This window comes from Spirochaetota bacterium (assembly GCA_040756435.1).
GTDB lineage: Bacteria > Spirochaetota > UBA4802 > UBA4802 > UB4802 > UBA4802.
In genome coordinates this window covers 1-23993 of the sequence record JBFLZD010000033.1, presented here as the reverse complement: position 1 = coordinate 23993, position 23993 = coordinate 1, and the positions used below count along the sequence as shown (strand labels likewise).

Annotated in this window: 17 protein-coding genes and 1 tRNA gene; 15 read left to right on the top strand and 3 right to left on the bottom strand. The window is 36.2% G+C overall.

Translation table 11 applies throughout. The annotated features are described in order from the left end of the window. Complete coding sequence (locus AB1444_10415; protein MEW6527068.1) at positions 1 to 402, bottom strand: DUF3795 domain-containing protein; 402 nt, start codon at positions 400 to 402, stop codon at positions 1 to 3. Between the two features lie 270 nt (positions 403 to 672). On the opposite strand from AB1444_10415, the gene AB1444_10410 reads away from it, so the two are divergent. Beyond that, positions 673 to 1170 carry a thioredoxin fold domain-containing protein gene (locus AB1444_10410; protein ID MEW6527067.1) on the top strand — a complete coding sequence of 166 codons (498 nt, stop codon included), beginning with the start codon at positions 673 to 675 and terminating at the stop codon, positions 1168 to 1170. A gap of 11 nt (positions 1171 to 1181) precedes the next feature. Further along, positions 1182 to 1589 carry a bacteriohemerythrin gene (locus AB1444_10405; GenBank protein ID MEW6527066.1) on the top strand — a complete coding sequence of 136 codons (408 nt, stop codon included), beginning with the start codon at positions 1182 to 1184 and terminating at the stop codon, positions 1587 to 1589. On the opposite strand, the gene AB1444_10400 is transcribed toward AB1444_10405, so the two are convergent. Continuing rightward, positions 1590 to 3125 (bottom strand): methyl-accepting chemotaxis protein, encoded by a 1536-nt coding sequence (locus AB1444_10400; GenBank protein ID MEW6527065.1) that lies wholly within the window; start codon positions 3123 to 3125, stop codon positions 1590 to 1592. Between the two features lie 539 nt (positions 3126 to 3664). Further along, positions 3665 to 4255, bottom strand: coding sequence for a TetR/AcrR family transcriptional regulator (locus tag AB1444_10395; GenBank protein MEW6527064.1), 591 nt, complete (start codon positions 4253 to 4255; stop codon positions 3665 to 3667). 295 nt (positions 4256 to 4550) lie between these two features. Between AB1444_10395 and AB1444_10390 the strand changes: the two genes are divergently transcribed. The 13 genes from AB1444_10390 to AB1444_10330 all read left to right on the top strand — a co-directional run bounded on the left by AB1444_10390 (position 4551) and on the right by AB1444_10330 (position 23954). After that, the gene (locus tag AB1444_10390) at positions 4551 to 6374 is read left to right on the top strand and encodes a hypothetical protein (GenBank protein MEW6527063.1); all 1824 of its coding nucleotides are present in this window, start codon (positions 4551 to 4553) and stop codon (positions 6372 to 6374) included. 27 nt (positions 6375 to 6401) lie between these two features. Next, the gene (locus tag AB1444_10385) at positions 6402 to 7634 is read left to right on the top strand and encodes a tetratricopeptide repeat protein (GenBank protein MEW6527062.1); all 1233 of its coding nucleotides are present in this window, start codon (positions 6402 to 6404) and stop codon (positions 7632 to 7634) included. Positions 7635 to 7778: 144 nt separating this feature from the next. Beyond that, complete coding sequence (locus AB1444_10380; protein ID MEW6527061.1) at positions 7779 to 8483, top strand: hypothetical protein; 705 nt, start codon at positions 7779 to 7781, stop codon at positions 8481 to 8483. Positions 8484 to 8603: 120 nt separating this feature from the next. Next, entirely contained in the window at positions 8604 to 9710 is a 1107-nt protein-coding gene (locus AB1444_10375) for a vWA domain-containing protein (protein ID MEW6527060.1), read from the top strand. A 197-nt stretch (positions 9711 to 9907) separates the two neighbouring features. After that, positions 9908 to 11848, top strand: a complete 1941-nt coding sequence (gene cfpA / locus AB1444_10370; protein MEW6527059.1) for a cytoplasmic filament protein CfpA — start codon at positions 9908 to 9910, stop codon at positions 11846 to 11848. Between the two features lie 346 nt (positions 11849 to 12194). Continuing rightward, positions 12195 to 13421, top strand: coding sequence for an ion channel (locus AB1444_10365; protein MEW6527058.1), 1227 nt, complete (start codon positions 12195 to 12197; stop codon positions 13419 to 13421). A gap of 9 nt (positions 13422 to 13430) precedes the next feature. Continuing rightward, a complete protein-coding gene (locus AB1444_10360; protein ID MEW6527057.1) occupies positions 13431 to 13946 on the top strand; it encodes a cyclic nucleotide-binding domain-containing protein in 516 nt (171 codons plus the stop codon). 21 nt (positions 13947 to 13967) lie between these two features. Continuing rightward, positions 13968 to 14432 (top strand): tetratricopeptide repeat protein, encoded by a 465-nt coding sequence (locus AB1444_10355; protein MEW6527056.1) that lies wholly within the window; start codon positions 13968 to 13970, stop codon positions 14430 to 14432. Between the two features lie 45 nt (positions 14433 to 14477). Then, positions 14478 to 15581, top strand: coding sequence for a 4Fe-4S binding protein (locus AB1444_10350; GenBank protein ID MEW6527055.1), 1104 nt, complete (start codon positions 14478 to 14480; stop codon positions 15579 to 15581). 448 nt (positions 15582 to 16029) lie between these two features. Further along, positions 16030 to 16112 (top strand) — tRNA-Leu (locus AB1444_10345). 1133 nt (positions 16113 to 17245) lie between these two features. After that, a complete protein-coding gene (locus tag AB1444_10340) occupies positions 17246 to 19117 on the top strand; it encodes an acyl-CoA dehydrogenase (protein ID MEW6527054.1) in 1872 nt (623 codons plus the stop codon). 286 nt (positions 19118 to 19403) lie between these two features. Further along, a complete protein-coding gene (locus AB1444_10335) occupies positions 19404 to 21287 on the top strand; it encodes an acyl-CoA dehydrogenase (protein ID MEW6527053.1) in 1884 nt (627 codons plus the stop codon). A gap of 309 nt (positions 21288 to 21596) precedes the next feature. Continuing rightward, positions 21597 to 23954 (top strand): PAS domain S-box protein, encoded by a 2358-nt coding sequence (locus AB1444_10330; GenBank protein ID MEW6527052.1) that lies wholly within the window; start codon positions 21597 to 21599, stop codon positions 23952 to 23954. Positions 23955 to 23993 lie beyond the last annotated feature (39 nt).

The window sequence follows — 23993 nt, the reverse complement described above, 5'->3', positions numbered from 1 at the left end:
TTATTTGGTTGTATTACAAGGGCAGGGTGAAGTGTCAAAGGAACCATCAGGATTTCTTTGCTGGATGCCGTATTCACCGTTCATGAATTTCTGATTCATTATAATGTACCAGTTTTCAATACCAATTTCTTTAATTTTCAATAGATTGTCTATCACTATGTGGCGATAGTGCGCAAATTTTTCATTGGGGTGATAGTTACTGAAAGTTTTAAGGCGCTGACAGGGAAAAAGGTCGCATTCAAAACAAAATTCCATCCCACCAATACGAACACAACAGTCGTAGATTTCACAGGCGTCATGAAATGTGTCTGCACGGCATCCCTTACAAATGCCATATTTGTAAAACCGGGGGCATGCAGCACAAAAAATTCCACAGGGAGATGCTAGAGCTTTTTTATTCATACCAGTTGTAGCCAATTTTATTAATAAAAGCGTATCATTTTTTTTAGTCTTTGCAAAAAAATTGCTACACTAATTTAAGAAGAATCTGTAATACTTATGTAACTATGTTTGGCGATAGTTCATGGCAAAGCGCATCACTGTGTAAAGTTGCTTTAGTAGTATAAGGAAGATGATAGTTATGGTAAACAAAGCGTAACTTAGTAATCTATGTTGTGATTCATCTATAAGAAAATGGTGGTTGAATCCTATATGAGAGGAGGAATACATATAATGAAAAAAAGAATACCATATATAGTAGCAATAAGTATAGTGCTGTTAGGCACGTATACCATCTATAGTCAGATAAAGTGGTATGATTTTAACTCAGGTATTGCAGCGGTAAAAAATTCCAAAAAGCCAGCTGTCATTGATTTTTATGCAGACTGGTGTATCTGGTGCAAAACAATGGATAAGGAAACCTTTGCCAATCCTGCAGTTGAAAAAAAATTAAGCAAGGATTATATAGCAATACGCATCAATGTTGAAAAGAATGATACCATTACATTTGAAAATAAAACCTACAGTGCGCAGGAATTTGCCGCATACTGCGGAGTAGAAGGCCTGCCAACACTGGTATTCATGGATAAAGAAGGGAAGCTCGTTACTCGCATACCAGGCTATATAAAGGCTGATGTATTTTTATCATTGCTTGATTATATGAAGGATGAATGTTACAAAAAGAAAGTATCTTTTCATGAATATATGCAGCAAAAAGACTGTGGGAAATAGTGAGGTGTATAATGGAATTTATAGAATGGGGTGAACATTTAAGTGTAGGGGTTACAGTGTTTGACAATGAACACAAACAGCTGATTTCATTAGTCAATAAATTAAATCATGCCTTGCTTTCAGGCAGCGCAAAGAAAACAATGGAAGAAATATTGCAAAATCTGGTGAATTATACAAAAATTCATTTTAAGCATGAAGAAGATTATATGGTGCTCTATGATTATCCAGAATATGAAAAACATAAAAAAGAACATAATGCATTGACAGATCAGGTTATGGACTTTTATACGCGATACCAGGAAGGGAAAACCGTTTTTTCATTAGAGTTAATGAATTTTTTAAAAGATTGGCTGACAAATCATATTTTAATTAGCGATAAAAAATACAAAAGTTTTTTTCAGTCAAAAAATGTTGAATAATTATGCCTTTGTCATAGCCTGAACCAATGTATATAGGTTCTGAGCAATGTCTTTGATAGTTGATGCTACATTGGATACTGTATTGACAATATCCGTTAGATTTTGCGCAGCATCTGACACATATACAATAGTCTTTGATGCCTCTTCGTTAGCAATACGCTGCTCGCTGGTTGATGTTTCAATTGTTTCAATTGCATTATAAATCTGAGTATTTAAATTGGCGATAGCTCTAATAGATACATTGACATCCTGAATCAGCGTATTGGTATGAGATATCTCCTTCATTATTGTGCGTATTTCCTCATTAAGTTTTGATAAAAATTGTGATGTATCAGTTATACTGGTATTGCTTGAACGCATCAGGTTTTGTGTTTGTTCAATAATTTTTCCTATCTGCGATGCATTCTGTGCGGTGGCATCAGCTAATTTTGATATTTCATCAGCTACCACGGCAAAGCCTCTGCCGGCATCACCTGCACGTGCAGCTTCAATAGAAGCATTCAGTGATAGTAAATTGACCTGGTCAGCTATCTGGTTAATAACTTCAACAAATGAGGACATATTATTGCTAAAGGTAATAAGATCCTGAAATTGCTTAAGGGTATCATCCATTTTTTGTATTGAGTCATTGGATAAAGATGTAATGGTTTCAATGGCATGAGCTATGGTCCCGGCGCTTTTTGTAATTTCTTCAAATACTTTTTTCAGGTCAGTTACTGATTCGTTTGCAATCTGCATTTCCTGGTACAGTGAACGTGCGGTGTTACTGATATTTTCAGCATTGCTGGTAAGTTCTTCCACTGATGCTGAAATTTCTTCAAGTGATGCAGCCTGTTTATTTGCTAGATCATTAATGGTATCTACTACGGTAGCCTGCTCAATAGATTTTTCATTCAAAACTCCAACTGAATGTTCAACATTCTGGGCAATGACAGCAATGCGTTCATGCTTATTGTTGGCCTCATCAGCTTTATCAAGTGCCAGATCTAAAAGCATACGAGTTGCTTTTGTGCCAAAAACTGCCGAAATACCAACCCATATATAGATTAAAAACCTTACACCAATGATGCTACCCACCGGACCTTCGGGTATTAATTGAGGACGCAGTATAAAAAGGAGTATTTGAGATATTACTACCATAATAAATGCAAAAATAGCTACCTGCGTGTTGAAATAAAATACTGATAAGGCAAGTACTATATAATGAGTAGCAAATAATTCTCTTGAGCCATATATTATATATTGGAAAATGAAAAGTGATAACATGACAGTAAATATTGAAATATAGGGCGATAGTCGTTCATATCGTAATTTTTTTACAAAATAAAAGCCCGTTGATAACACGACAGCAGCAAGAAAACCTGTTAGGATAATATCAAATAGGGTTAAATAGTGTGAACCAGTTCTGGTAATGTATATTATAAACGTTGCAGTTAATGCTAACACAGTAATACTGGCAAATGCTTTAAATAAACGCTTATGGTTATTGTAGATAATTTCGTTAAATAATTCTGTTCGGGTATTATTATTTACCATAATAATCACCACCTGAATAATGAATAGTTATACATACTCATGGCATTATTATATGTATTGATAAAACTGTCAATAAATAATTGACTTTTTAAATTATTATGTCATGTATAATTTATGTATATAAAATAATATATACATGAATTATATTTCAGTATTCCGATGTAATCAATCTGCAAGAGGGAATATAAGCCATCCAAGACCATCAAATAAAATTTATATCAAAATGTCATCTTGGAAATCCCTCTTTAGCGGAATGAAAAAAATCTATACGCTTTTAAAAATATAGATTTTTCTCTCTATTTCATTGGAATGAGAATGAAAATTATTACTTAAATTTTCAGCAATTTGCCTGTTTCTATCATGATTATGTGGAACTCTTTGCAAATATTTCATATCCTGAATACATATTAATTTGTTTTGATGTCCAGAATACTGTGAGTAGTGGTTGTTAGTTTACCCTATAATATAAAAAAAGAATTTTGCATTAAATCTGCTTCCATAAAAACTTAAGGGTCTGTAGTAAATTCCCTGGTTGCTCATTATCCTCTGAAAAGAGAGATAATGTATCGCATCAGGTTAAAACCATCCATGGGTAAAGGGTCTATAGATTCAAATAGACCTGAACATATAACAATGATCTGAGCTATACGAGCATGAAATTCGGCATCTAAATCGGTTTTTCGACGTTGTGGGAGGTCTTCTCGAGCCTCATCTATTATTGTTTTATACAATTCTAGATGTCGGCGTATAAACTCTTTTAGGCGGATCATTATCTTTTCATCTTCATATGCATAAAGAACGAGATTGATAAATATCTTTGCAGTACCTGGATCCAGGAAAAAACGTTCAACACCGTACATTGCTGAAATACTTGCTTTAGCTTTAGAATGGAGATTTCCTTTTAAAACATTTCTGTGGTCATTATTAATTTCATTGAAGAGGTATTCCATAAATTCAATGTACATCTCTTCCTTGGTAGGGAAGTAATGAAGCAAACCTCCTTTAGAAAAGCCTGCTTCATCAGCAACACTTTGAACTGTTATGCGTGAATAAACATCATTTTGTAATAAACGTTTCAGTGCTTCAAGTATTATCGTTTTCTTTTTTTGTATTTTTTCCTGTTTGTCCATAAAAATAAACTATATCATAAAATTATGATTAAAAAAATTGCCACAATAACGGCACAATTACAAAAAACTATAAGCTGATAGTATTTAAACAAAGGCCAATTCAAAGGTCAAGTATTTTTCATAGGCTATCGACTTTTTTATATGATTTATCCTTAAATTTGTAATAATACTTTAAGTGTAGTATTAATAATTCCGAAATATACTAGTAGGATGATTTCTGCCGTAATTATCATCTTTTGCAAGGTATTAAATCTATTGTAATAAAAATTTTGGAATGACAAGGATATATTTCTTAATGGGTAAGAGGACAATAATTATAAAAATTATTATCTCACTATGTGTGCTGTTTTCTTGTTTTTATTATGTTTATGCCCAATTCTTATTGGAAGATTATAAAAAAACTGAAGTCAAACCAAAACCGGGATTGCCAGTCCATATTGCACGAAATATAAAAGCAGAATTAATTAATGAGGTTGAAGGAGCTATAAAAATTACCTTCAGTGTTGATCCAGACGCAAAGAATGATTTTCTTATAGGAAGAACAACCGTAGTTCCTTCATCAGCTGAGGTTGCGTTACAGGCAGCAACAGTAAAAATTGTACTGGCAGGTGCTGAACCGGTAGCTATCGATTCAAATCTTCCACCGGGGCAATATTATTACGTAGTATTAGCACGAGATAAAATACTTGAAAAGGATATATCATTATATCCTGATGTCAATTATACAAGTGCTCCGATAGTAATTAAAAAAAAGATTCCTGAAGTTCCACAAAAACGCTTACCTGAACAAATTACATTATTGTATGCACGGGTGGTAAATAAGACTCAAGTCCTGTTGACGTGGAAGGGTGTACAGCAACCCAACATTGTGTATAATGTTTACAGAGCTACAGAGCCATTAAACAGTCCCGAACGTATTAAAAATGCAAAACTAATTGGACAGGTTCAGGCAGATAGTGAAAGCTTTATTGATCGCACAATTACACAGTCAGGGAAATATTTTTATGCTGTCACAGTACGGGATATCGAGGGCAATGAGGATGTTCAATTAATACCTGATCAAAGTTATACTGCTAACCCGGTTTCGGTTATTATACGCCGTGATGTCTTTGTCACTAATATCAGGGCTGATGTGGATGAAGGTTCCCTGAAGATAACCTGGAGCAAACCTGATATTGATGTAAAGTCTTTTGTGGTTTACAGACATACACAACCCATTGTTGATGCCCAGACACTGGCTATGGCAACAAAAGTAGCCACAGTAGAATCAAACAAATTGGAGTATGTAGATAAAAAGCCGGTACCGGGATCACACTTTTTTGCAGTGTTGGCCATACTTGAAGACGGTTCCATTGATACAACGTTAAAGGCAGATAGCAATTATACAACAAAACCTGTTGTTATTGGAGCTCCTATACGGTTAAAGTTGATTGAAGCGTCCGAACATAATGGCCTGGTAAAAATTTCCTGGTCATATACAGGTTCATCTGGCAGCCGATATTTTAAATTATTCAGATCGACAACTGCACCAACTACATCACAGGATATCAATGATGCATTTCTTGTAGATGTGGTGAATGTAACAGCTAATGAGTATACTGACAGTGATATACCTACAGGTACTTATTATTATACTCTTGTTCCTGAAACCTATGATATAGATCCCGAATTCAAGATTATCAAGGGTATTAATTGTACTGCAGAACCAGTCAAGGTAACACGGCAAGTAGCAGCAAAGGTTACGCCAGTTCTTCCTGAACCTGAAAAAGAAGAAATTAAAAAACCTGAAGTTGAGCTTGAAAAAGAAGAGCCCCGGAAAGAAGTTGAGAAGGAAAAACCGCAGCAAAAATTGCTATCAACCTCTAATGTAAATAAAATAATAGCAGCTACATTCTACAAAGGAAAGTATGAATCAAGTATAGATAGCCTCACGGCATTTGTGCAGAATGCCGAAAGACCTGAAGAGGTTGCAAAAGCCTATCTTTTTATAGGCAGAAGTTATATTGAATTGAAGCAATATAAAGTGGCTCTTAAATATATTATGAAAAGTGATGTGGCAAAGTATTATCCCAAAGAAGCTAAATTCTGGAGGGACTTTGCATTATCAAGAGTACAATAATTTATGAATAGAAGTCAAGAGGTATTTATGAAAACAAAAACATTAACAGGGGCATTGCTTATACTTATTGGTGTATGTTTGCTTATATACTATGTACAGGTTATACAGCCCAGAAATGAAGCAAAAAAACTGTTGACCGAAGCAACTCTTATTTATGAAAGAGGAGATAAGGAATCTATTAGCCAGGCAGTTTCAATACTTACTAAAATTATAGCCCGCTATCCGGATACTACAACTGCTGTTGAGGCTTATTATTATATAGGTCAGTGTTATGAAAAATTAAATTTAAACAGGTTAGCGTATCTTAAATATGTTTATCTGGTAAAGAATAACAGAAAAGACCTTTCAGAGGATCTCTATAAAAATATTTTAGCACGTATAGCCCACATCAACTGGTTGCAAAATTACAATGAAGAAAGTGCTCATCAGTTGTTGACATTACTTAATGCTTCAATGGATAAGCCGTACCGAAGTAAGATATATTCTGAACTTGGTCATCTTTATCTTAAAACCGGGGAAGTAATGAAAGCAAAGAGGATGTTTGATATAGCGGTAAATGAGGACAGCAGCAATGAAGAAGCAATTTTAGGACGTGCACGTGCACTGAAGCATTTGGGTATGGATAATGAAGCATATAATCATTATGATTACTTTTTACGGTATTTTGGTGCCGTAAGTCAATATACCAGCGATGTTAAAAATGCTTACAAAATTCAGGCATACAAAAGTGGACTCAACGCTTTCAGGAATGGTCGGTACAATGAAGCTATAGGATTCTTTAACCGTGTATTGACGTATTTTGGAGGGGATAGATTGTCTGAGAATGCATTATACTGGACTGGTGAATCATATTTTGCAATGAGGCAATTTGACAGAGCTATCGCCTATTTTAATAAAGCCCTTACTAATGATTTTAACCACAAAAATCAGGATGCTCAGATAAAGAAAGGATATGCATATTTTATGCAGAAAAAGTTTGACTTAGCGGCGCGAGAATTCCAGAGATATCTGCGTGAATATCCAAATGGTAAATATGTAGCTGTTGCAAAAGAGTGGAAAAATATGAGCACAACAGAATTGCAGAATATAATAGAAGGGAAAAAATCATTGGAAGAGGGAAGTGTTGAAGAAGAAGTCAAACCACAGCCACAACAACAAAAGAAGAAAACAAAAGATGAGGAATTAGGACTTGAAGAAGATGAAGAGGTTAGTGGTTCAGTTACAGGTGAATTTGATGATGTTAACGTAGCTGAATTTTAATGTAAATGTGATAGTATTATTACTATAAAAGCGAACTTGTGTTCGCTTTTATAGTATAAACAATTTCCACACCATTAATATGATTTGACAAAAAAAGCATAATAACTATACTACAAATAAGTTATTTTTTGGGAGAAGCAAATAATGTTAAAAGAATATTTTTCAACGTTGCAGCAACGTTTGGGTGTTCAGGAATCAAAAGGTAACAAAAAAACTGCAAAGAAGGTACATGCTAAAGAAGAATTTAATGCTAAAAAGATTATAAACCTTTTACAGGATATTGTTCCTAATGATTTTGTTATATCGGATAAAAAACCGGTTGATGCAAGTGGTTATGTCCCCAAAACGGTGGATTTCATTGCGTATTTTAAAAAATGGAATATTGTTGAACAGATGATGAATGGCCATATCCCATCTGAATTAGTATATGGGACTTTTCATGTGGTTGACTGCATAAATTCACAGCAACTTCCTGAAATATTGAATAATGTTGCATTGACAAAAAAACTTAATAAATTTGCAGAACTGGAAGAATCAGTTCTTATACCTGCATTTGTCATTGCAGGCTCCAGTGAAATTGAAATGCCTCAATTAAAAAATACAATACTGGATTACTATATTGAGCGCAGTATAGATAATACTCTTGAATTTGATATCATGATGATTGTGGGAAAGGGCATAATTATTAAAGACTGGAGAGAAAAACGAAAATTCGTGGCATTGGAGACGGAAGAAGATACCCTATTGTGGTTTTTTATTTTGATGAATGAGTATCTTGATGTTGACAAAAAGCATTCTCTTGACTTGCGGAATTATGTAAAAGAAACACGGCGGTACAGAGAGTATTAAAATATTTATAAAATAAAAATTAATTTTACTTGACTAATGATTTTTTATCATTTAGCTTTTAACTCAAGATATATTGAATTTCCCTGATAGATAAAATTTATATAGTATAAGGAGTTCGCCTTGAAAGCAAAATATACAATATTCAATTTAATAATTGTTTTTGCTCTTTGTATTGGTTTGTGCAATGCAGGCGCATTTGCAAAATCAAAGGATTTGCTCCTTGTTATTGACACATCATTATCCATGGCTGGCTTTGGTGGCAAAAATATTATGCCGCTGGTAAAGAGGAGCTTACCCAAATTTATTGATCAGCTTGATGATAATGACAGCCTGACACTTGTTACATTTGATACTGAAGTTAAAATCTATCCAACTGTTTATATTAAGCATAAAAGCAATAAGGACATACTGAATAAATATATATCCATGGTTGAAGCTGGTGGCAAGTGGACATATACCATGGCTATGATGACAGCCGTATTTGATAAGGCAAAGAAGCTGCAGGCTGAAGACCCTGACAGGGAGCAGGTTATTATTGTTATAACTGATGCCATAGATGATCCGCCACCATATGCACGGGCACATCGTTATGATGTCAAAAAAATTGCAAAACAATATTCGGGTAATGAATGGTTTATCTTCTTTGTTAATTTGGGCCAGATGCAAAAGGACAGCCATATAGCCAGGGTCCAAAAAGAGGTTAAGGAAAGCATATCACAGTATACCAAAGTGATTGATGCACGTGAAGGGCTTGATAAGGTAATTACACAGGACCTTAAAAAGGATATCGATACCATGGCAAAGGTAAAGGAAATTAATACTCGCCCGTTCTATATGCACCCTATTTTTATTATAGTAGTGGCGATAGTTCTTTTAATTATTTTATTGCTGTTGTTACGCCGTGTAGCTCAGCTTAAGGTAAGAGGTGCACTTGAATACTGGAATAATGAGCTTCTTGAGCCGACGATTGAAAAAGTAAACCTTACCGCAAAAAACTCCAGAACCATATCTATAGGGAAAGATAGCCATAATCTAATCAGAATTCACGATTTTGCACTGCGCACGCCAATATTGCTTAAAGCGGTATGGTTCAATAAAGCTATTAAATGCCAGCTTATTGCACCAGAAAATGCAGTGCAGTTTGTCAACAAGGATGCTGGTGATATGTTAAACGATGGAGATATTTTCAAAATTGCTAACTATACCTTTAAATATTATGAGGGATAAGAGGCTGTAATAATTAAAATTTTTTGATAAATTTTTAAATAAAGCGTTGACAAGCAAAATGATATTAATTTAAATATTACATTCAAACGTTTTTTGCCAATGGTAGAGTATTTCAACATAGCATACGGTGCATCAGTAAGTATAACTATATATTATGCATCTTTGACAAAAATGTATTTAATCAAGGAGGTCAATAAATGTCAATAGCTCAATTCCCAAAAAGCCCTAATAAAGTACATCCAACCGAACCAAGTGCGGTTGGTTCACGAAATTCATTAGCTCAGGAAGGCCGCGATAAGGTTGCTGAAGCAAGACTTATTCTGGATGAAACGGTAGATAAGCTTGTAAACCATGTGCAGAACAAGCTTCCTGAAGAAGTTTTGAAAAAATTGGATGTGATGGGTGGCTTAAAAGAAAAGCTGTACAATTATGTCAACCAGACATACGTAAACATGTTCAACCGGTATACGGTAACCATGGAAGATGAATTTATCAAGAAAGTTCGTGACTTTGTGGATAGGGAAGAAGCAAAAGGCCTTGCACGCTACACCCCTCGAGAAATAATGGAGCTTCTTGATAAGATAGGCGGTTCGGATAAGTTTAATACTGGTGAAATTGAAAAGTCTATCGTGAATATGTATGGGCACCTGCAGGGGCATATCCAGAGAGGAATGAATGACCTGGAAAATGAAACAAATGCAATACTGCGCCAGAAAACTGATGTTGGTGCATTCATCCGTGGTGAAAATGCATATGCAATCATCAAGTGCGTATTCAAGGACAATGAACTCAGGCCAAAATATGTGTATGATGTGAAGCTTTCGGTTAACATCCTTGATAGTGAATTAATAAGCCCCATTTATCACTATCAGGTAACCGTAGAATCGTTGTTGAAGGATGCTATCCAGAAACACATTCATGAGTTGATTGATAAGCAGATCCAGATACTTAAAGAAGAGCTGCTTGATCAGGGCAAGAGTGAGTTGACGGGTACAGAAGTGATGTTTGAAAAGATTAAACGTATCGAAAACTTCACTGATGATGAAAAAGAAGATGAAAAATCAAAACGCTACACCATTCTTGCCAAGAAGTTCCTTGACAAGATTGAAGGACTACGCGCAGAAATCGACATTGAAGAATATGATCCACTAAATATTCGTGAAAATATCAAATACATCATTGATGAAGAAAATATCCGTAACCGCGGGTACAACACAGCAGTAAATGCTATCACTTCAATACTTGATACTTCCAAATTAGGGTATCAGGTATGTGATAACATGAAAAACGCCCGTATATGCCAGATTCGTGAATACGAGGAACTGGATAAAACAGTTCTTCCGGATGAGCGCTATGCAATACGTCTTGCATACTATGATCAAAACCAACTGCGTGAAGCAAAGAAGGAATTTGACCGCCAGATGGATGCTTTTACTCGTGAAATACTGAGGGTATGGGATGTGGTGCATGCACACTATGAATCAAAGAAACGCTTCCGTTCACTCCGTGACTTTGATGACCTGGCAAATAGATTAATGTCAAGAGATTGGAGAAGGAACAAACGCGAAGAGGATGCTGATCCAAATTCAGTATTGTGGAATGAAATTGGTGAAATGTATAATGAAAATTCTTTTGTTGAAAAGAATAACAGAACATATGAAGACAGAATCCACAATTTGAAGAACAAGCTTAAATATCTGCGCGAAATGCTGCAGAAGATGCACGGCTTCCAGAACCCAATTGAAAGAGTTATTCTGGATGAGCGCATTAACTTCCTTGAAAGAAGATTCAATGAGTTTACCTATAAGATTAACCCACATCATATCCAGCCGGGTCTTGTACTGGATGTTGATGTTACAACCATTAAGCGTAAGCAGTATATGCTTAAAGGTATGGCAAACGTATTGAATGAATTCCTCTACAGTGTATCACGAGGATTCCAGGATGCAGCATTTGCAACATTCAAACGCAGAAGATCAACAGTCCGCGAAGATATTGACCAGTCATTTGCTCAGGCAGAAATGAAAGAAGATATTTTTGAAGCAGCATACAAGGCGCAGTCTGAAGGTGAAATAAAAGGATCTGTTGACCTTTCATCATCAAAGAGCAAGCCCAAAAGAGGTTTGAAAGAGCTGTAAAAGAGAATAAACACAAAATCACATAAAAAGGGGAGGCCATCTCCCCTTTTTTTATTTAAAAAATAATTATAATAAAAAAATAAAACCTGTAAAACTTTCTCCAAAGTTATTCCATTAGATATAATTTAAAATCAATTGGTATTTTCAGTAACTATCTCATAATAGTATTTTATGGAAAGTGTTAAGTACACCCTTACTATTATATGGATAGGCGGTGTGCTCTCATTAAAAAAATAGTATGCAATAATCTTTGAAGTGACATAATATTTTAGTAATATTTTTTTCAGAACCTATCGATAATTCATATGAACTATCGCAAAAATTTTACATTTTTGAATGGCAGAATATGAAATTAAAAAATACAAATCTTAACCTGTATAGAAATGCTCGAATCATTACTCATAATTTATTTCATAGTTTGATATTCAGAATTTTTGCTGTTTGTTTTTTGGTTCTGTTCATATTTTCAACAGCCATTTTTTATATTGAAAAGGGATATACGCGGACAATTACCAGGCATGGGCAAAGTGAAATTGTAGAGAGTAACATTAACTCAATTGAAGATTCAATTTGGTGGGCAATAGTTACATCAACAACGGTTGGGTATGGGGATAAGTACCCAATTTCGAGATTGGGAAGAATTATTGGGATACTTACAATGTTTTTTGGAATGGCGCTGGTTGGTGTAATTACCGGTAATATTGCTTCTACGCTTGTAGAAAAACAATTGAAAGAAGACAGAGGGCTAAAACCTGTGAAAATTAAAAATCATTATGTAATATGCGGCTGGAAAAAAGATATGGCAATGGTGCTTTCAAATATTGCTATGCGAAAAGAGGATTTTGCGGGGTATGATGTGGTGCTGGTATGTATGGCTGAATCTGAGCAGATAGAAAACCTGAAAAGCAATATTCTTTTTTCCAATATACATTATGTATATGGTGACCACATTGATGAACATGTATTAAACAGGGCAAATATTCGATATGCCAGAAAGGTGCTGGTACTTGCCGATGAGTTGGGGAAGTCAGGGCAGGATGCAGATTCCCGTACGGTTATGTCGGTAATGTCAATCAAGGCAATTTCAAAAAGTGTATATGTATGCGCTGAAATTATTGATCAAAAATATGAGCGGTATCTGCGTTTGTCGGGATGTGATGAGGTAATACTGACAAACAATTACAGCAAAAATATTATAGCTGATGTATTTGCAAAAAGTGGCCTTGCCCATGTTATTGGTGAACTTATAGATGTCAGTACTCCCGTATCATTGACAACTGACGAAATTCCTGCTCATTTTATCAATAAACCATTTGGTGAGTTGGTTGAGTATTTTGCCAAAAAAAATAAAATACTCATAGGGCTGCTTGAAAACACAGGAAATTTTTATGATCGTAAAAGATTGGCATTGCAGGAAGCACAGAAAACACCTGATATATCGAAGCTTGTAGATAATTTGCGCATAGTAAAGACTATGATTCCCAATTACCCTGTTTTAAATCCTGATAAAAATTACATAATAAAAAATTTTTCCAAAGCGGTGTTGATAGAAGGTTCAAGTGAAATTGTTTGAGGCAAAATCATGACGATACAAATTGATGAAACATTAATTAAAAAGTTACAGAAACTATCGCTTTTTAAAGGTCTGGATTTAGATGTTATCAAAGATTTAGCAGAATTATGCAGTTATAAAAAGATAAAAAAATCCAGGATAGTCATTAAAGAAGGTGATATTGGTGATGAACTGTATATCATAGTAAATGGAGAAATAGAAATACAGAAACGGACATTACAGAATGAGCCATATACGGTGGTGGCAATGAATGCTGATGAAACGCCACTTTATGTGGGTGAACTAGCCATGATTGATAGGGACAAACGTTCGGCAACTGTAGTTGCAAAACGTGATTGTGATTGCCTGGTGTTAAAACGCAAAGACTTTATTGCCTATGGTGATGCCAATCCCCGTGTAGGGTTGATTTTAACAAGAGCTATCGCCCTGCAACTTGCACAAAGACTACGAAGAACCAATGATGATGTCATTACATTGTTCAGTGCACTTGTTGAAGAGATATCTGGTGAGGCCAAAGGAATATAATTGATGCTGAAGGAGTGTACAATGAAAAATATTATAACGATTATACTGTTGCTTGTTGCTCTACCATTAGCTGCTCAGGAAAAACGAACAATGCAGCAGGAAGCAGATGACAAAAAATTTCAGCAGGGACTTTTTTTTGTTTCAATTAATGAACATCAGAAGGCTCTAAATGAATTTTATGAATATTTAGATATTTATGTTGACGGATTGCACAGAGCAAAAGCATATCGATTTATAGCAGCTATTTATTTTGATAATTCACAATATACTAAAGCTGTTAGTATTTACAAGCGCCTTTTTGAAGAATTCCCTTTGACGGATGATGGCATGTATGGCCTTTTCCAGATTGGGATATGTTACAATAAAATGGGTTTTGAGGATGATGCAGTAAAAGCGTTTACACAACTTATAAAAGAATACCCTGATTCAAACTATGCTAAAGATGCCTCAACAATGATTGAACTTTTAAAGATTACTAATAATTAACGAATGCCAAAAAACAATTACTTGAAATTAGCACGACTGGCTTTGATGATGAATAACCAGTCGTCTTCGTCAATACCTGTTACAGTAACGCTGCTTAAGGTTTTTGATTCAGTGTTATCTCCACAGGAGGTTGACTTTTTGCTTTCTATGGGGAAAGATGCTGCCACCCGTGATGCAATATTTAAAAAAGTCAACATGCCCTCTGACACAGCACGTGAGGTTTTTTCATCACTCATTGCCAAGGGTATGATCTGGTCCAGGGTGCATGGAGAGCAGGAATTGTTTACTGTCTCACCTATAATGTTAGGATGGTTTGAGGTGTATCTGTGTAATGGCAGCACCACATCAGAAAAAAGGCAATTTGCACGCTGGCTTACCAGGCTTTTTAATTCATGGAAAAAATACAATGTTACGCCTATCAGGCAACTTAGAAACTGGAGCAATAAAAACACTGCTCCTCACAATGTTATCAAACCGGCCAGCCCAGGTAAAAAGATAGTTTTAAATAAGGCGATAGTTCCTGAAAAAAGCCAGGTTCTACCATCAACATCTATAAATGAACTGATTGCTCGTTACGGCGATGAAGGATTGATTGCTGTGGTGCATTGTTTTTGCAGACAGTGGAAAACGATGGAGGGTATAGAGTGCAGATTGAAAATGCCACTGGAAGCCTGCATAGTGTTGGGGAAGTTCAGTCAGCATGCAGTCAAATATGGTTTTGGGCGATTTATTTCCAGAGAAGAAGCAGTAACGATTATAGATGAAACAAAGAAGAAAGGTGGTGTGCATATCGTATGGCATGACAAAGATCGGATTGATAACGAGGAGATTGCAATCTGTAATTGTTGCTGGGATTGCTGCGGTGTGTTGGGTTCATATAACAGGGGAATAAATTCATTACATTTTAAAACATTTTATTATGCATATATTGTGGAACTAGAAAAATGTACTGGTTGTGGTTTATGTGTTACATATTGCCCTGTTAGAGCGATCACATTGCAGGATAATAAACCAGTAATTGATAAAAATTTATGTATTGGTTGCTTGCAGTGCTACAACAAATGCAAAAAAGATGTTATTGCAATACAACATGAAGAAAGAGAAGTGTTTTTACCTCTTCTGAAATCTTCAAGGATTCGTTTGCCATAGTAAATGAGAAATAATAAATTTTTGTTTCATTGCAGTAATAATTCCTTAAAAAATTTCATAATGAATATAGTGTACACCCGGGGTTGTCTCAAAAGACATCTTCTGCAATGACTTTTGCCATACTGTCATTGCGAGGAACGAAGTGACGAAGCAATCTTGTCTTCTGTGCTATTTAGATTGCTTCACTTCGACAAGCTCAGTACAAGCGCTGCGCTCGCAATGACTTTGCACCCGCGTCATTGAGAACTCCACGGATTGTTTTGGGACACCGCCCCGTGTACACAATTTTATATTTTGTTAAAATTTCCACGTTTAGGAATAATTAATGGTTTTACTGTTACTTTATGATACATTTTTCTTGACATAAAATAAGTGCAAAATAAAATGTTTACAAATTTGTGCTATAATAGTTGTATTCAAAAATAGTAGTATCCAAATAATTGTATTAGCCCAGGTGGTGGAACTGGTAGACACGCATGCTTGAGGGGCATGTGGGAATCTCCCGTATGGGTTCAAGTCCCGTCCTGGGCAAAAAAAGAGGCTGCTCGTAAAGCAGTCTCTTTTGTTATGAATATATGCTCTGACCCCTTACAATAATATCACCCCCTCCAGGGGTTTTTAGTGAATAGCAGCATGTTATCCTGAACCATGTCCTGAATTTATTTCAGGATTGATTCAGTGCAGTCATCCTGAACTCGATTCAGGATCCACAATGGTGAGGATAAAGATTCCGGGTCAAGCCCTGAATGACGGTATTACTCTGTCATTTCGAAGGAACGAAGTGACTAAGAAATCTTAAAGGGGGAAGCAAAGATTTCTCGCTACGCTCGAAATGACATAAAGGATTGCTCGAAATGACAAAAAGAGATGACCGGAATGACGTATAGGCAACAAGTCATCCTATCCATTAAGTATCTGCCTCAAAATCCTACTATCTCTCCAATAACTCAGCGTACTCTGCGTACTCTGCGTGATGCATCAGTTTGTCTCACACAGAGACCGCAGAGATGGAGAGGGTGAAGCTCTGACATCTTACAATAATATCACCCCTTCGGGGTTTTGTAATGAATAACAGTGTGTCATCCTGAACCATGTCCTGAATTTATTTCAGGATTGATTCAGTGCAGTCATCCTGAACTCGATTCAGGATCCACAATGGTGAGGATAAAGATTCTGGGTCAAGCCCGGAATGACGGTATTACTCTGTCATTTCGAAGGAACGAAGTGACTGAGAAATCTTAAAGAGTGAAGCAAAGATTTCTCGCTACGCTCGAAATGACAAAAAGAGATGACCGGAATGACGTATATGCAACAAGTCATCCTATCCATTAAGTATCTGCCCCAAAATCCAGCTATCTCTCCAATAACTCAGCGCACTCTGCGTACTCTGCGTGATGCATCAGATTGTCTCACACAGAGACCGCAGAGATGGATAAAGCAATTTACAATTTAATAAATATGTACATATCAGTTTTAAGACGATAAAATATATTTTTTCGTATGTTTGAAATAAATTATACAAAAAAATATATTTTCATTATTGACAGAAAAATACCGTATTGTAGCGTAACAATGTATTTGTGTGTATGTGCATTAAATCTTAACATACACCTGAATGTGTAATATTTTAACATTTGTTATAATTTAAAAGCAGGAGGTTTTTTATGGCGTTAAATCCACTGGTTGATTCAAGGGATGTGCGCTTTGTCCTCTATGAAATGATGGATGTATTGCAGCTGACAAAGCTTCCAAAGTACTCTTCATTTGACAAGGATATGTTTGAGGACATGCTTAATCTGGCAGAAACCATGGCAGTTGAGCAGATTTATCCTACGTTTGCTGAAGGGGACAAAGAAGGTTGCCATTATGATGGAGCAACCAAAAAGGTTTCTATTCCCAAATGCTATCATGCAGCACTTGATGCATTTTATGAAGCAGGTTTTGGTGGAATGGATGTATCTGATGAGTGGGGTGGTATGGGTATACCCCAGGTAATTTCATGGGCATGTAATGAATATTTCTGTGCTGCTAACTACCCATTATTGATGTATCCTGGATTAACCCATGGTGCTGCAGAGCTTATTGAGGCATTTGGCACCGAAGAACAGAAGCATATGTACCTTGCAAATATGTATTCAGGGAAATGGGGCGGAACCATGTGTTTAACTGAACCTGATGCAGGTTCTGATGTTGGAGCATTAAAGACTAAAGCCGTTCGCCAGCCTGATGGTACATTCAAGATCTATGGACAGAAAATATTCATTTCTTCTGGCGACAATGACTATTATGAGAATATGATTCACCCGGTATTAGCACGAATTGAAGGAGACCCACCCGGAACAAAAGGAATTTCTATTTTTATAGTTCCAAAATACAGAGTAAATCCTGATGGTTCATTGGGTGAATTCAATGACGTAACATGTGCTGGTATTGAGCATAAGATGGGTATCAAAGGATCAGCAACATGTACATTGAGCTTTGGTGATAACAATAACTGTATAGGCTGGTTGCTGGGGCAGGAACGCCAGGGTATGAAGATCATGTTCAAAATGATGAACTATGCTCGTATGGGTGTTGGTCTACAGGCTCACGGATGTGCTTCAGCAGCATACATGCATGCAGTTACCTATTGTAAGAATCGTGTACAGGGCGTTCATGTAACACAGATGCTTAATCCCGAGGCAAAAGGTGTAACCATCATCAATCATCCTGATGTCAAGAGAATGCTTCTATGGATGAAGTCATATCTAGAAGGCCAGAGAGCTATGATTTACTATCTGTACCTCAATTATGAGCTGGCACAGCTTTTGGAAGGTGAAGCAGCAAAAGAAGCACAGGCTCTGGTTGAGATAATTACACCAATAGAAAAAGCTGGTTGTTCAGATATGTCAGTATTGATAACTTCAGAAGCTATGCAGTGTTATGGTGGATATGGATTTGTTGCTGACTATCCAGTTGAACAGATGATGAGAAATTCAAAGATAACTGCAATATATGAAGGAACAAACGGCATCCAGTCAATGGACCTTACCATGCGTAAGATTTTGATGAATCCTGAGCAGTACAATTATACAGTGCTTAAGAAACGCATGCAACAGACCATTGATAAGGCAAAGGGTGTTGTTGAAGACAAATATGTTGCTATTGTTGAGCGTGGAATTCAGAAGCTGGATGAAGTTATAGAAATGATGAAACAGCAGATGGCATCAGGACAGTTCCTCCACCTGTTTGCAAATGCAACACCATTACAGCAGGCAATGTATATGCTGGTTATTGCATGGATGCATCTGTGGAGCTTGAGTATAACAATGCCAAAGATGAAAGAGCTTGTTGGTGACAAAAAAGGTGAAGAACGAGCAGCATTGCTTAAAGATAATGCTGAAGCTGCATTCTATAGTGGAAAAGTATTATCGTCACAGTTCTATTTAGGTGCTGAATTTCCAAAATACTTTGGCAAAATTGAAGCGCTCCTCAGTGGTGAATCTGCTGTTATTAAAGCAAGTGAAGAAATATTTACCGGGGCGTTAAACGAATAAGAGATGGTATATACAGTCTTACCAAAAAAAGGCGGGTTTTCACCTGCCTTTTTTTATAGCTTGTTAATGCAATGAGGTGTAGTGGCAATCCGGTTTCATTGTTTGATGGTTGTTTTTATTAATTTGTTATTATAAAAAAAACAAAATTTACTGTTAAAGAACATTATTTATATGACAACAAATTATTGACAAAATAAATAAAAAAAATATTGTGAAATCAGGAATTATGGTATTTAACATAATACCACCAAATATATATTAAAATTGTAATACAGGAGGTCTTTTTATGGCAACTGGAGTAATGTCGCTAAACCCATTGGTGGACACACGGGATACGCGATTTGTTTTGTTTGAAGTATTAGGTGTTGATACATTAACTCAATACCCGCGGTTTGCTGATTTTGATAAAGATACATTTGAAGATGTATTGAATCTTGCAGAAACAATAGCTGTTGAGCAAGTATATCCGGCAAATATGGAAGGGGATAAAATTGGTGTTAAGTACGAACCTGATACAAAAAAAGTAATATTACCTGAATGTTATAAACCAGCATTGCAGGCAATGTATGATGCGGGGTTTATTGGATTGGTAAATGATCCTGAAATTGGTGGCATGGGAATGCCACAGGCAATTGGCCAATGTTGTACGGAGTTTTTTACAGCTGCAAGTGTAGCCTTTTCAATGTATCCAGCATTAACCATTGGTGCCCTCAACTTAATAAAAAACTTTGGTACTCAGGAGATGAAAGACCTGTATATACCAAAGATGATTACAGGGCAATGGACAGGCACTATGTGTTTGACCGAGCCTGATGCAGGTTCTGACGTTGGGAATCTTAAAACAAAAGCTATCAGGCAGAGTGATGGTACCTATAAAATTATAGGGCAGAAGATATTTATTAGTGGTGGCGATTATGACATGCCTGAAAATATCATTCACCCTGTCCTTGCACGTATAGAAGGAGACCCACCCGGAACAAAAGGAATATCTATTTTTATTGTACCTAAATACCGTGTGAAACCCAATGGATCACTGGAATTCAATGATGTAATATGTTCTGGTATTGAGCATAAGATGGGTATAAAAGCTTCTGCTACCTGTACATTGAACTTTGGTGACAATGGTGATTGTATAGGCTGGTTGCTGGGGCAGGAACGACAGGGTATGAAGATCATGTTCCAGATGATGAATGAAGCACGTCTATATGTTGGTTTGCAGGGATTGGCTGTTTCAAGTGCTGCATATATGCATGCAATAAAATATGCACGCAACCGAATTCAGGGTGTTGATGTAACACAGATGCTCAACCCGGATGCACCCAAAGTTACAATAATTAAACATCCCGATGTTAAGCGAATGTTACTGTGGATGAAATCGTATGTTGAAGGTATGAGGCTTTTAACATATTACGTTGGCTATCAGGAAGACCTTGTCCATGTGCTTGATGGCGAAGGAAAGAAAGAAGCTCAGGCAATGATTGAGTTCTTGATCCCAATAACGAAAGCGGGCAATACCGACAATGCATGGAAAGTTACCGCCGAGGCTATCCAGGTATACGGTGGTTATGGCTTCTGTTCTGATTATCCTGTTGAGCAGTTTGCACGTGATGCTAAAATACTTTCCATTTACGAAGGTACCAATGGTATTCAGTCAATGGACTTAACAATGCGTAAAATACTGATGAATCCTGAACAGTATAATTATACTGTATTCAAGAAGCGAGTACAGGAAACTATTGATAAGGCAAAAGGCATAGTAGACGATAAATATGTCGCTATAGTCCAGAAGGGACTTGAAAAAGTTGATACAGTAGTCAACTATCTTAAAGACCAGATGGCTGCTGGCAAATTTTTGCATATCTTTGCCAATGCCACACCATTACAGCAGGCACTGTCAATGTTTACATTGGGATGGCTGCATTTATGGATGCTTTCAATTACACAGCCAAAGATGAAAGAAATAGTGGGTGACAAGAAGGGTGATGACCTCACAGCATTATTGGCAGATAATAGTGAAGCTGCGTATTACACCGGTAAGGTCCTGTCATCACAATTCTTCCTTGGTGCTGAGTTCAAGAAATTCTTTGGTATGGTTGACTACATCCTTGATGGGGAAGCAGCAGTAGTTAAAGCCAATGAATATATTTTTACCGGTGTACCATTAGAATAAAATTAAACATCATAGCAATAAAGAGCGCATCATATATCATGATATGATGCGCTTTTTTTATAAGAATTTGGGTCAGAGCATAAAACTTCATCAAAGCTTAACTATTTGCCAGCAAGATACTATTCTACAAATTATCATTATTTTTTCTTGAAATATTCTTTTGTAACTGTTACAATTATATAACAACTATAACAAAAAAGTTTTATTCAATGAACTATCGCCAATATATTTACATTTTTAAAAAATTCATTTGAATTATTATATGTTTATTATATTGTATCAAACAATGTTTGCCAGTGCTGGATGTGTATGAAAAATCACAAACAAAAAAAATTTGCATTCTTTGATTATATCAAGCAGCCCGTTATTGTTTTTACAAAGCAGGGGGCGATAGTTACTGCTAATACATCCTTTGCAAGCATTGTAGCCATACCTATTAATAAGCTTATTGGCTCCACCGTTGACGCAATGTTTGCTGATGCACAGAAGATACATAAAACAGCACAGAAGCTTGATTACACAAAAGAGATAGTAACAGTTACAGAAATTGCACTGCATAATTCAGAAAGAATAAATGTTTCCATTGTGCATATTGATGATGAGCATTACTGCCTTATTGTTGAAGAAAAATTTGCAGACATTGAAAAACATTATAAACTGTTACAATCAATTCTTGATAATATACCCCGTCAGATAGTTGTACTGGACAAAAACGGTGCTATTGTACTTGCCAATAAGGTGTGGATGCAATTTATAAATACCATGGTTGGGACAAATTTTAAGCCTATACAGGTTATAGAAAAGAATTTCTTTGATTTTTGTAACCAGCTTGAATGTTTTGACCAAAACTTTCATACATTATTACATTCAGCTATTGAAAAAATTATTCACCACGAAGCTGAAAGCATATCGCTTGAAAATACTATAAACCTTGCGGGTATTCCACACTGGTTTAAGTTCGTCATTTCACGTTACACCTTAAATGGTACATCATATTGTGTACTGCTGTTTAACGATATAACCCAACAGAAACAGTTTCAGGACCAGATAAAAGAACAGCGCGATACCTTTCAGAAGTATTTAGACATCTCACCCTATATGATGGTGATACTCAATGAAAAGGGAACCATTACCTTAACAAATAAAAAAGCCTGCGAAATTTTAGGATATGCATATGATGAACTCATAGGCAAAGATTGGTTTGATACGTGTGTGCCTCAGGATATGCGTGAAGGTGTGCGCAACGTTTACTTTGAATTAATGAAAGGCAATATAAAACCGGTTGAATTTTATGAAAACCCGGTTATGACAAAGTATGGGAACTTGCGTTTCATTGCATGGCATAACACTGTGTTGACTGATGCTCATGGCAACATTATTGGTACAATGAGTTCCGGTGAGGATATTACTGAACAAAAAAGGATGGAGATAGAGCTCTTAAAAAGTACCACTAATTTAAAAGCCATAGTAAAAGCCTTTCCCGATTTGTATGTCATTGCTGATAAAGAAGGAATGATTTATGATTATCAGTTTGGCGAAGAGATGAAGCTCTATGCAACACCGCAAGAAGTAATAGGTAAGCGTTTTTATGAGATAGTACCTGAACATATTGCAACACTCTATAGAAATGCATTGAAAGAAGCTCTGGCTACCAATAAAGTTATTGGCATTGAATATCCTATAGAAATAGAGGGGCAAACCAGGTGGCGCGAGGCCAGACTTGTTCCAATGCTTAAAGATAGGGTACTTGCTGTCATAAGGGATGTGACACAGCGAAAAGAAGCCGAACGTGCACTGGTAGAATCCGAGCGTCGTTATCGCCACCTGGTAAACCGTATTCCTGCTGCAGTAGTAGAAATGGATAGGGCAGGAAACATTATTTTTGTGAATACTTATTTTGAAGAGCTCACAGGATATACATTGGAAAATCTTGGGGGCACTCACTGGTTTAGAAGTATCCTTCATCCCAATGAAGATAAAAGAAAAATTCGCCAGTTTGTTGATATGATACAGAATGGTGGTGTCAATAACTTTGAAATACGGATTTTAAACAGGCAGGGGAAGGATACTCATATCAGCATCACTACTTCTAATGTTTATAATGCAGTGGGTAAGCTTGAACGGGTGGTATGCATTGCAACTGACATTACACCACTCATTGTAATGCGTGAGCAGTTAAAAGAGCTGGCAATTAAAGATGAGCTAACGGGTCTGTATAATCGTCGTGGATTTACCATGTTAGCTGAGCAGCAATTAAAATTAAGCAAACGCACAGGGAAAGGCATAGCGCTTTTTTATGTGGATATGGACAATATGAAGATAATCAACGATACTATGGGACACCATGAAGGTGATAAGGCGTTGATTGATGTTGCCGGAATTTTGCGCTTAAGCTTCAGGGACTCGGATATTATTGGAAGGTTAGGTGGTGATGAATTTGCGGTACTTGCTATTGACTGTGAAAAACATTTCATTGAAATGATGCAGCAACGCCTTACAGAAAATACTAATGAGTTTAATAAAAAAAGTCTTCGTCAGTACACTATTTCACTCAGCGTGGGGAGTGTATTTCTTGGTGATAGCTCTTCAAATTTAGATGAAGTGCTATCATTGGCTGATTCAATAATGTATAAAAATAAGATGCAGAAAAAGCAACAACGCTTGTAGCTGTTCTTTACTTTTTCCATGATTTTTCTTTAATTTACT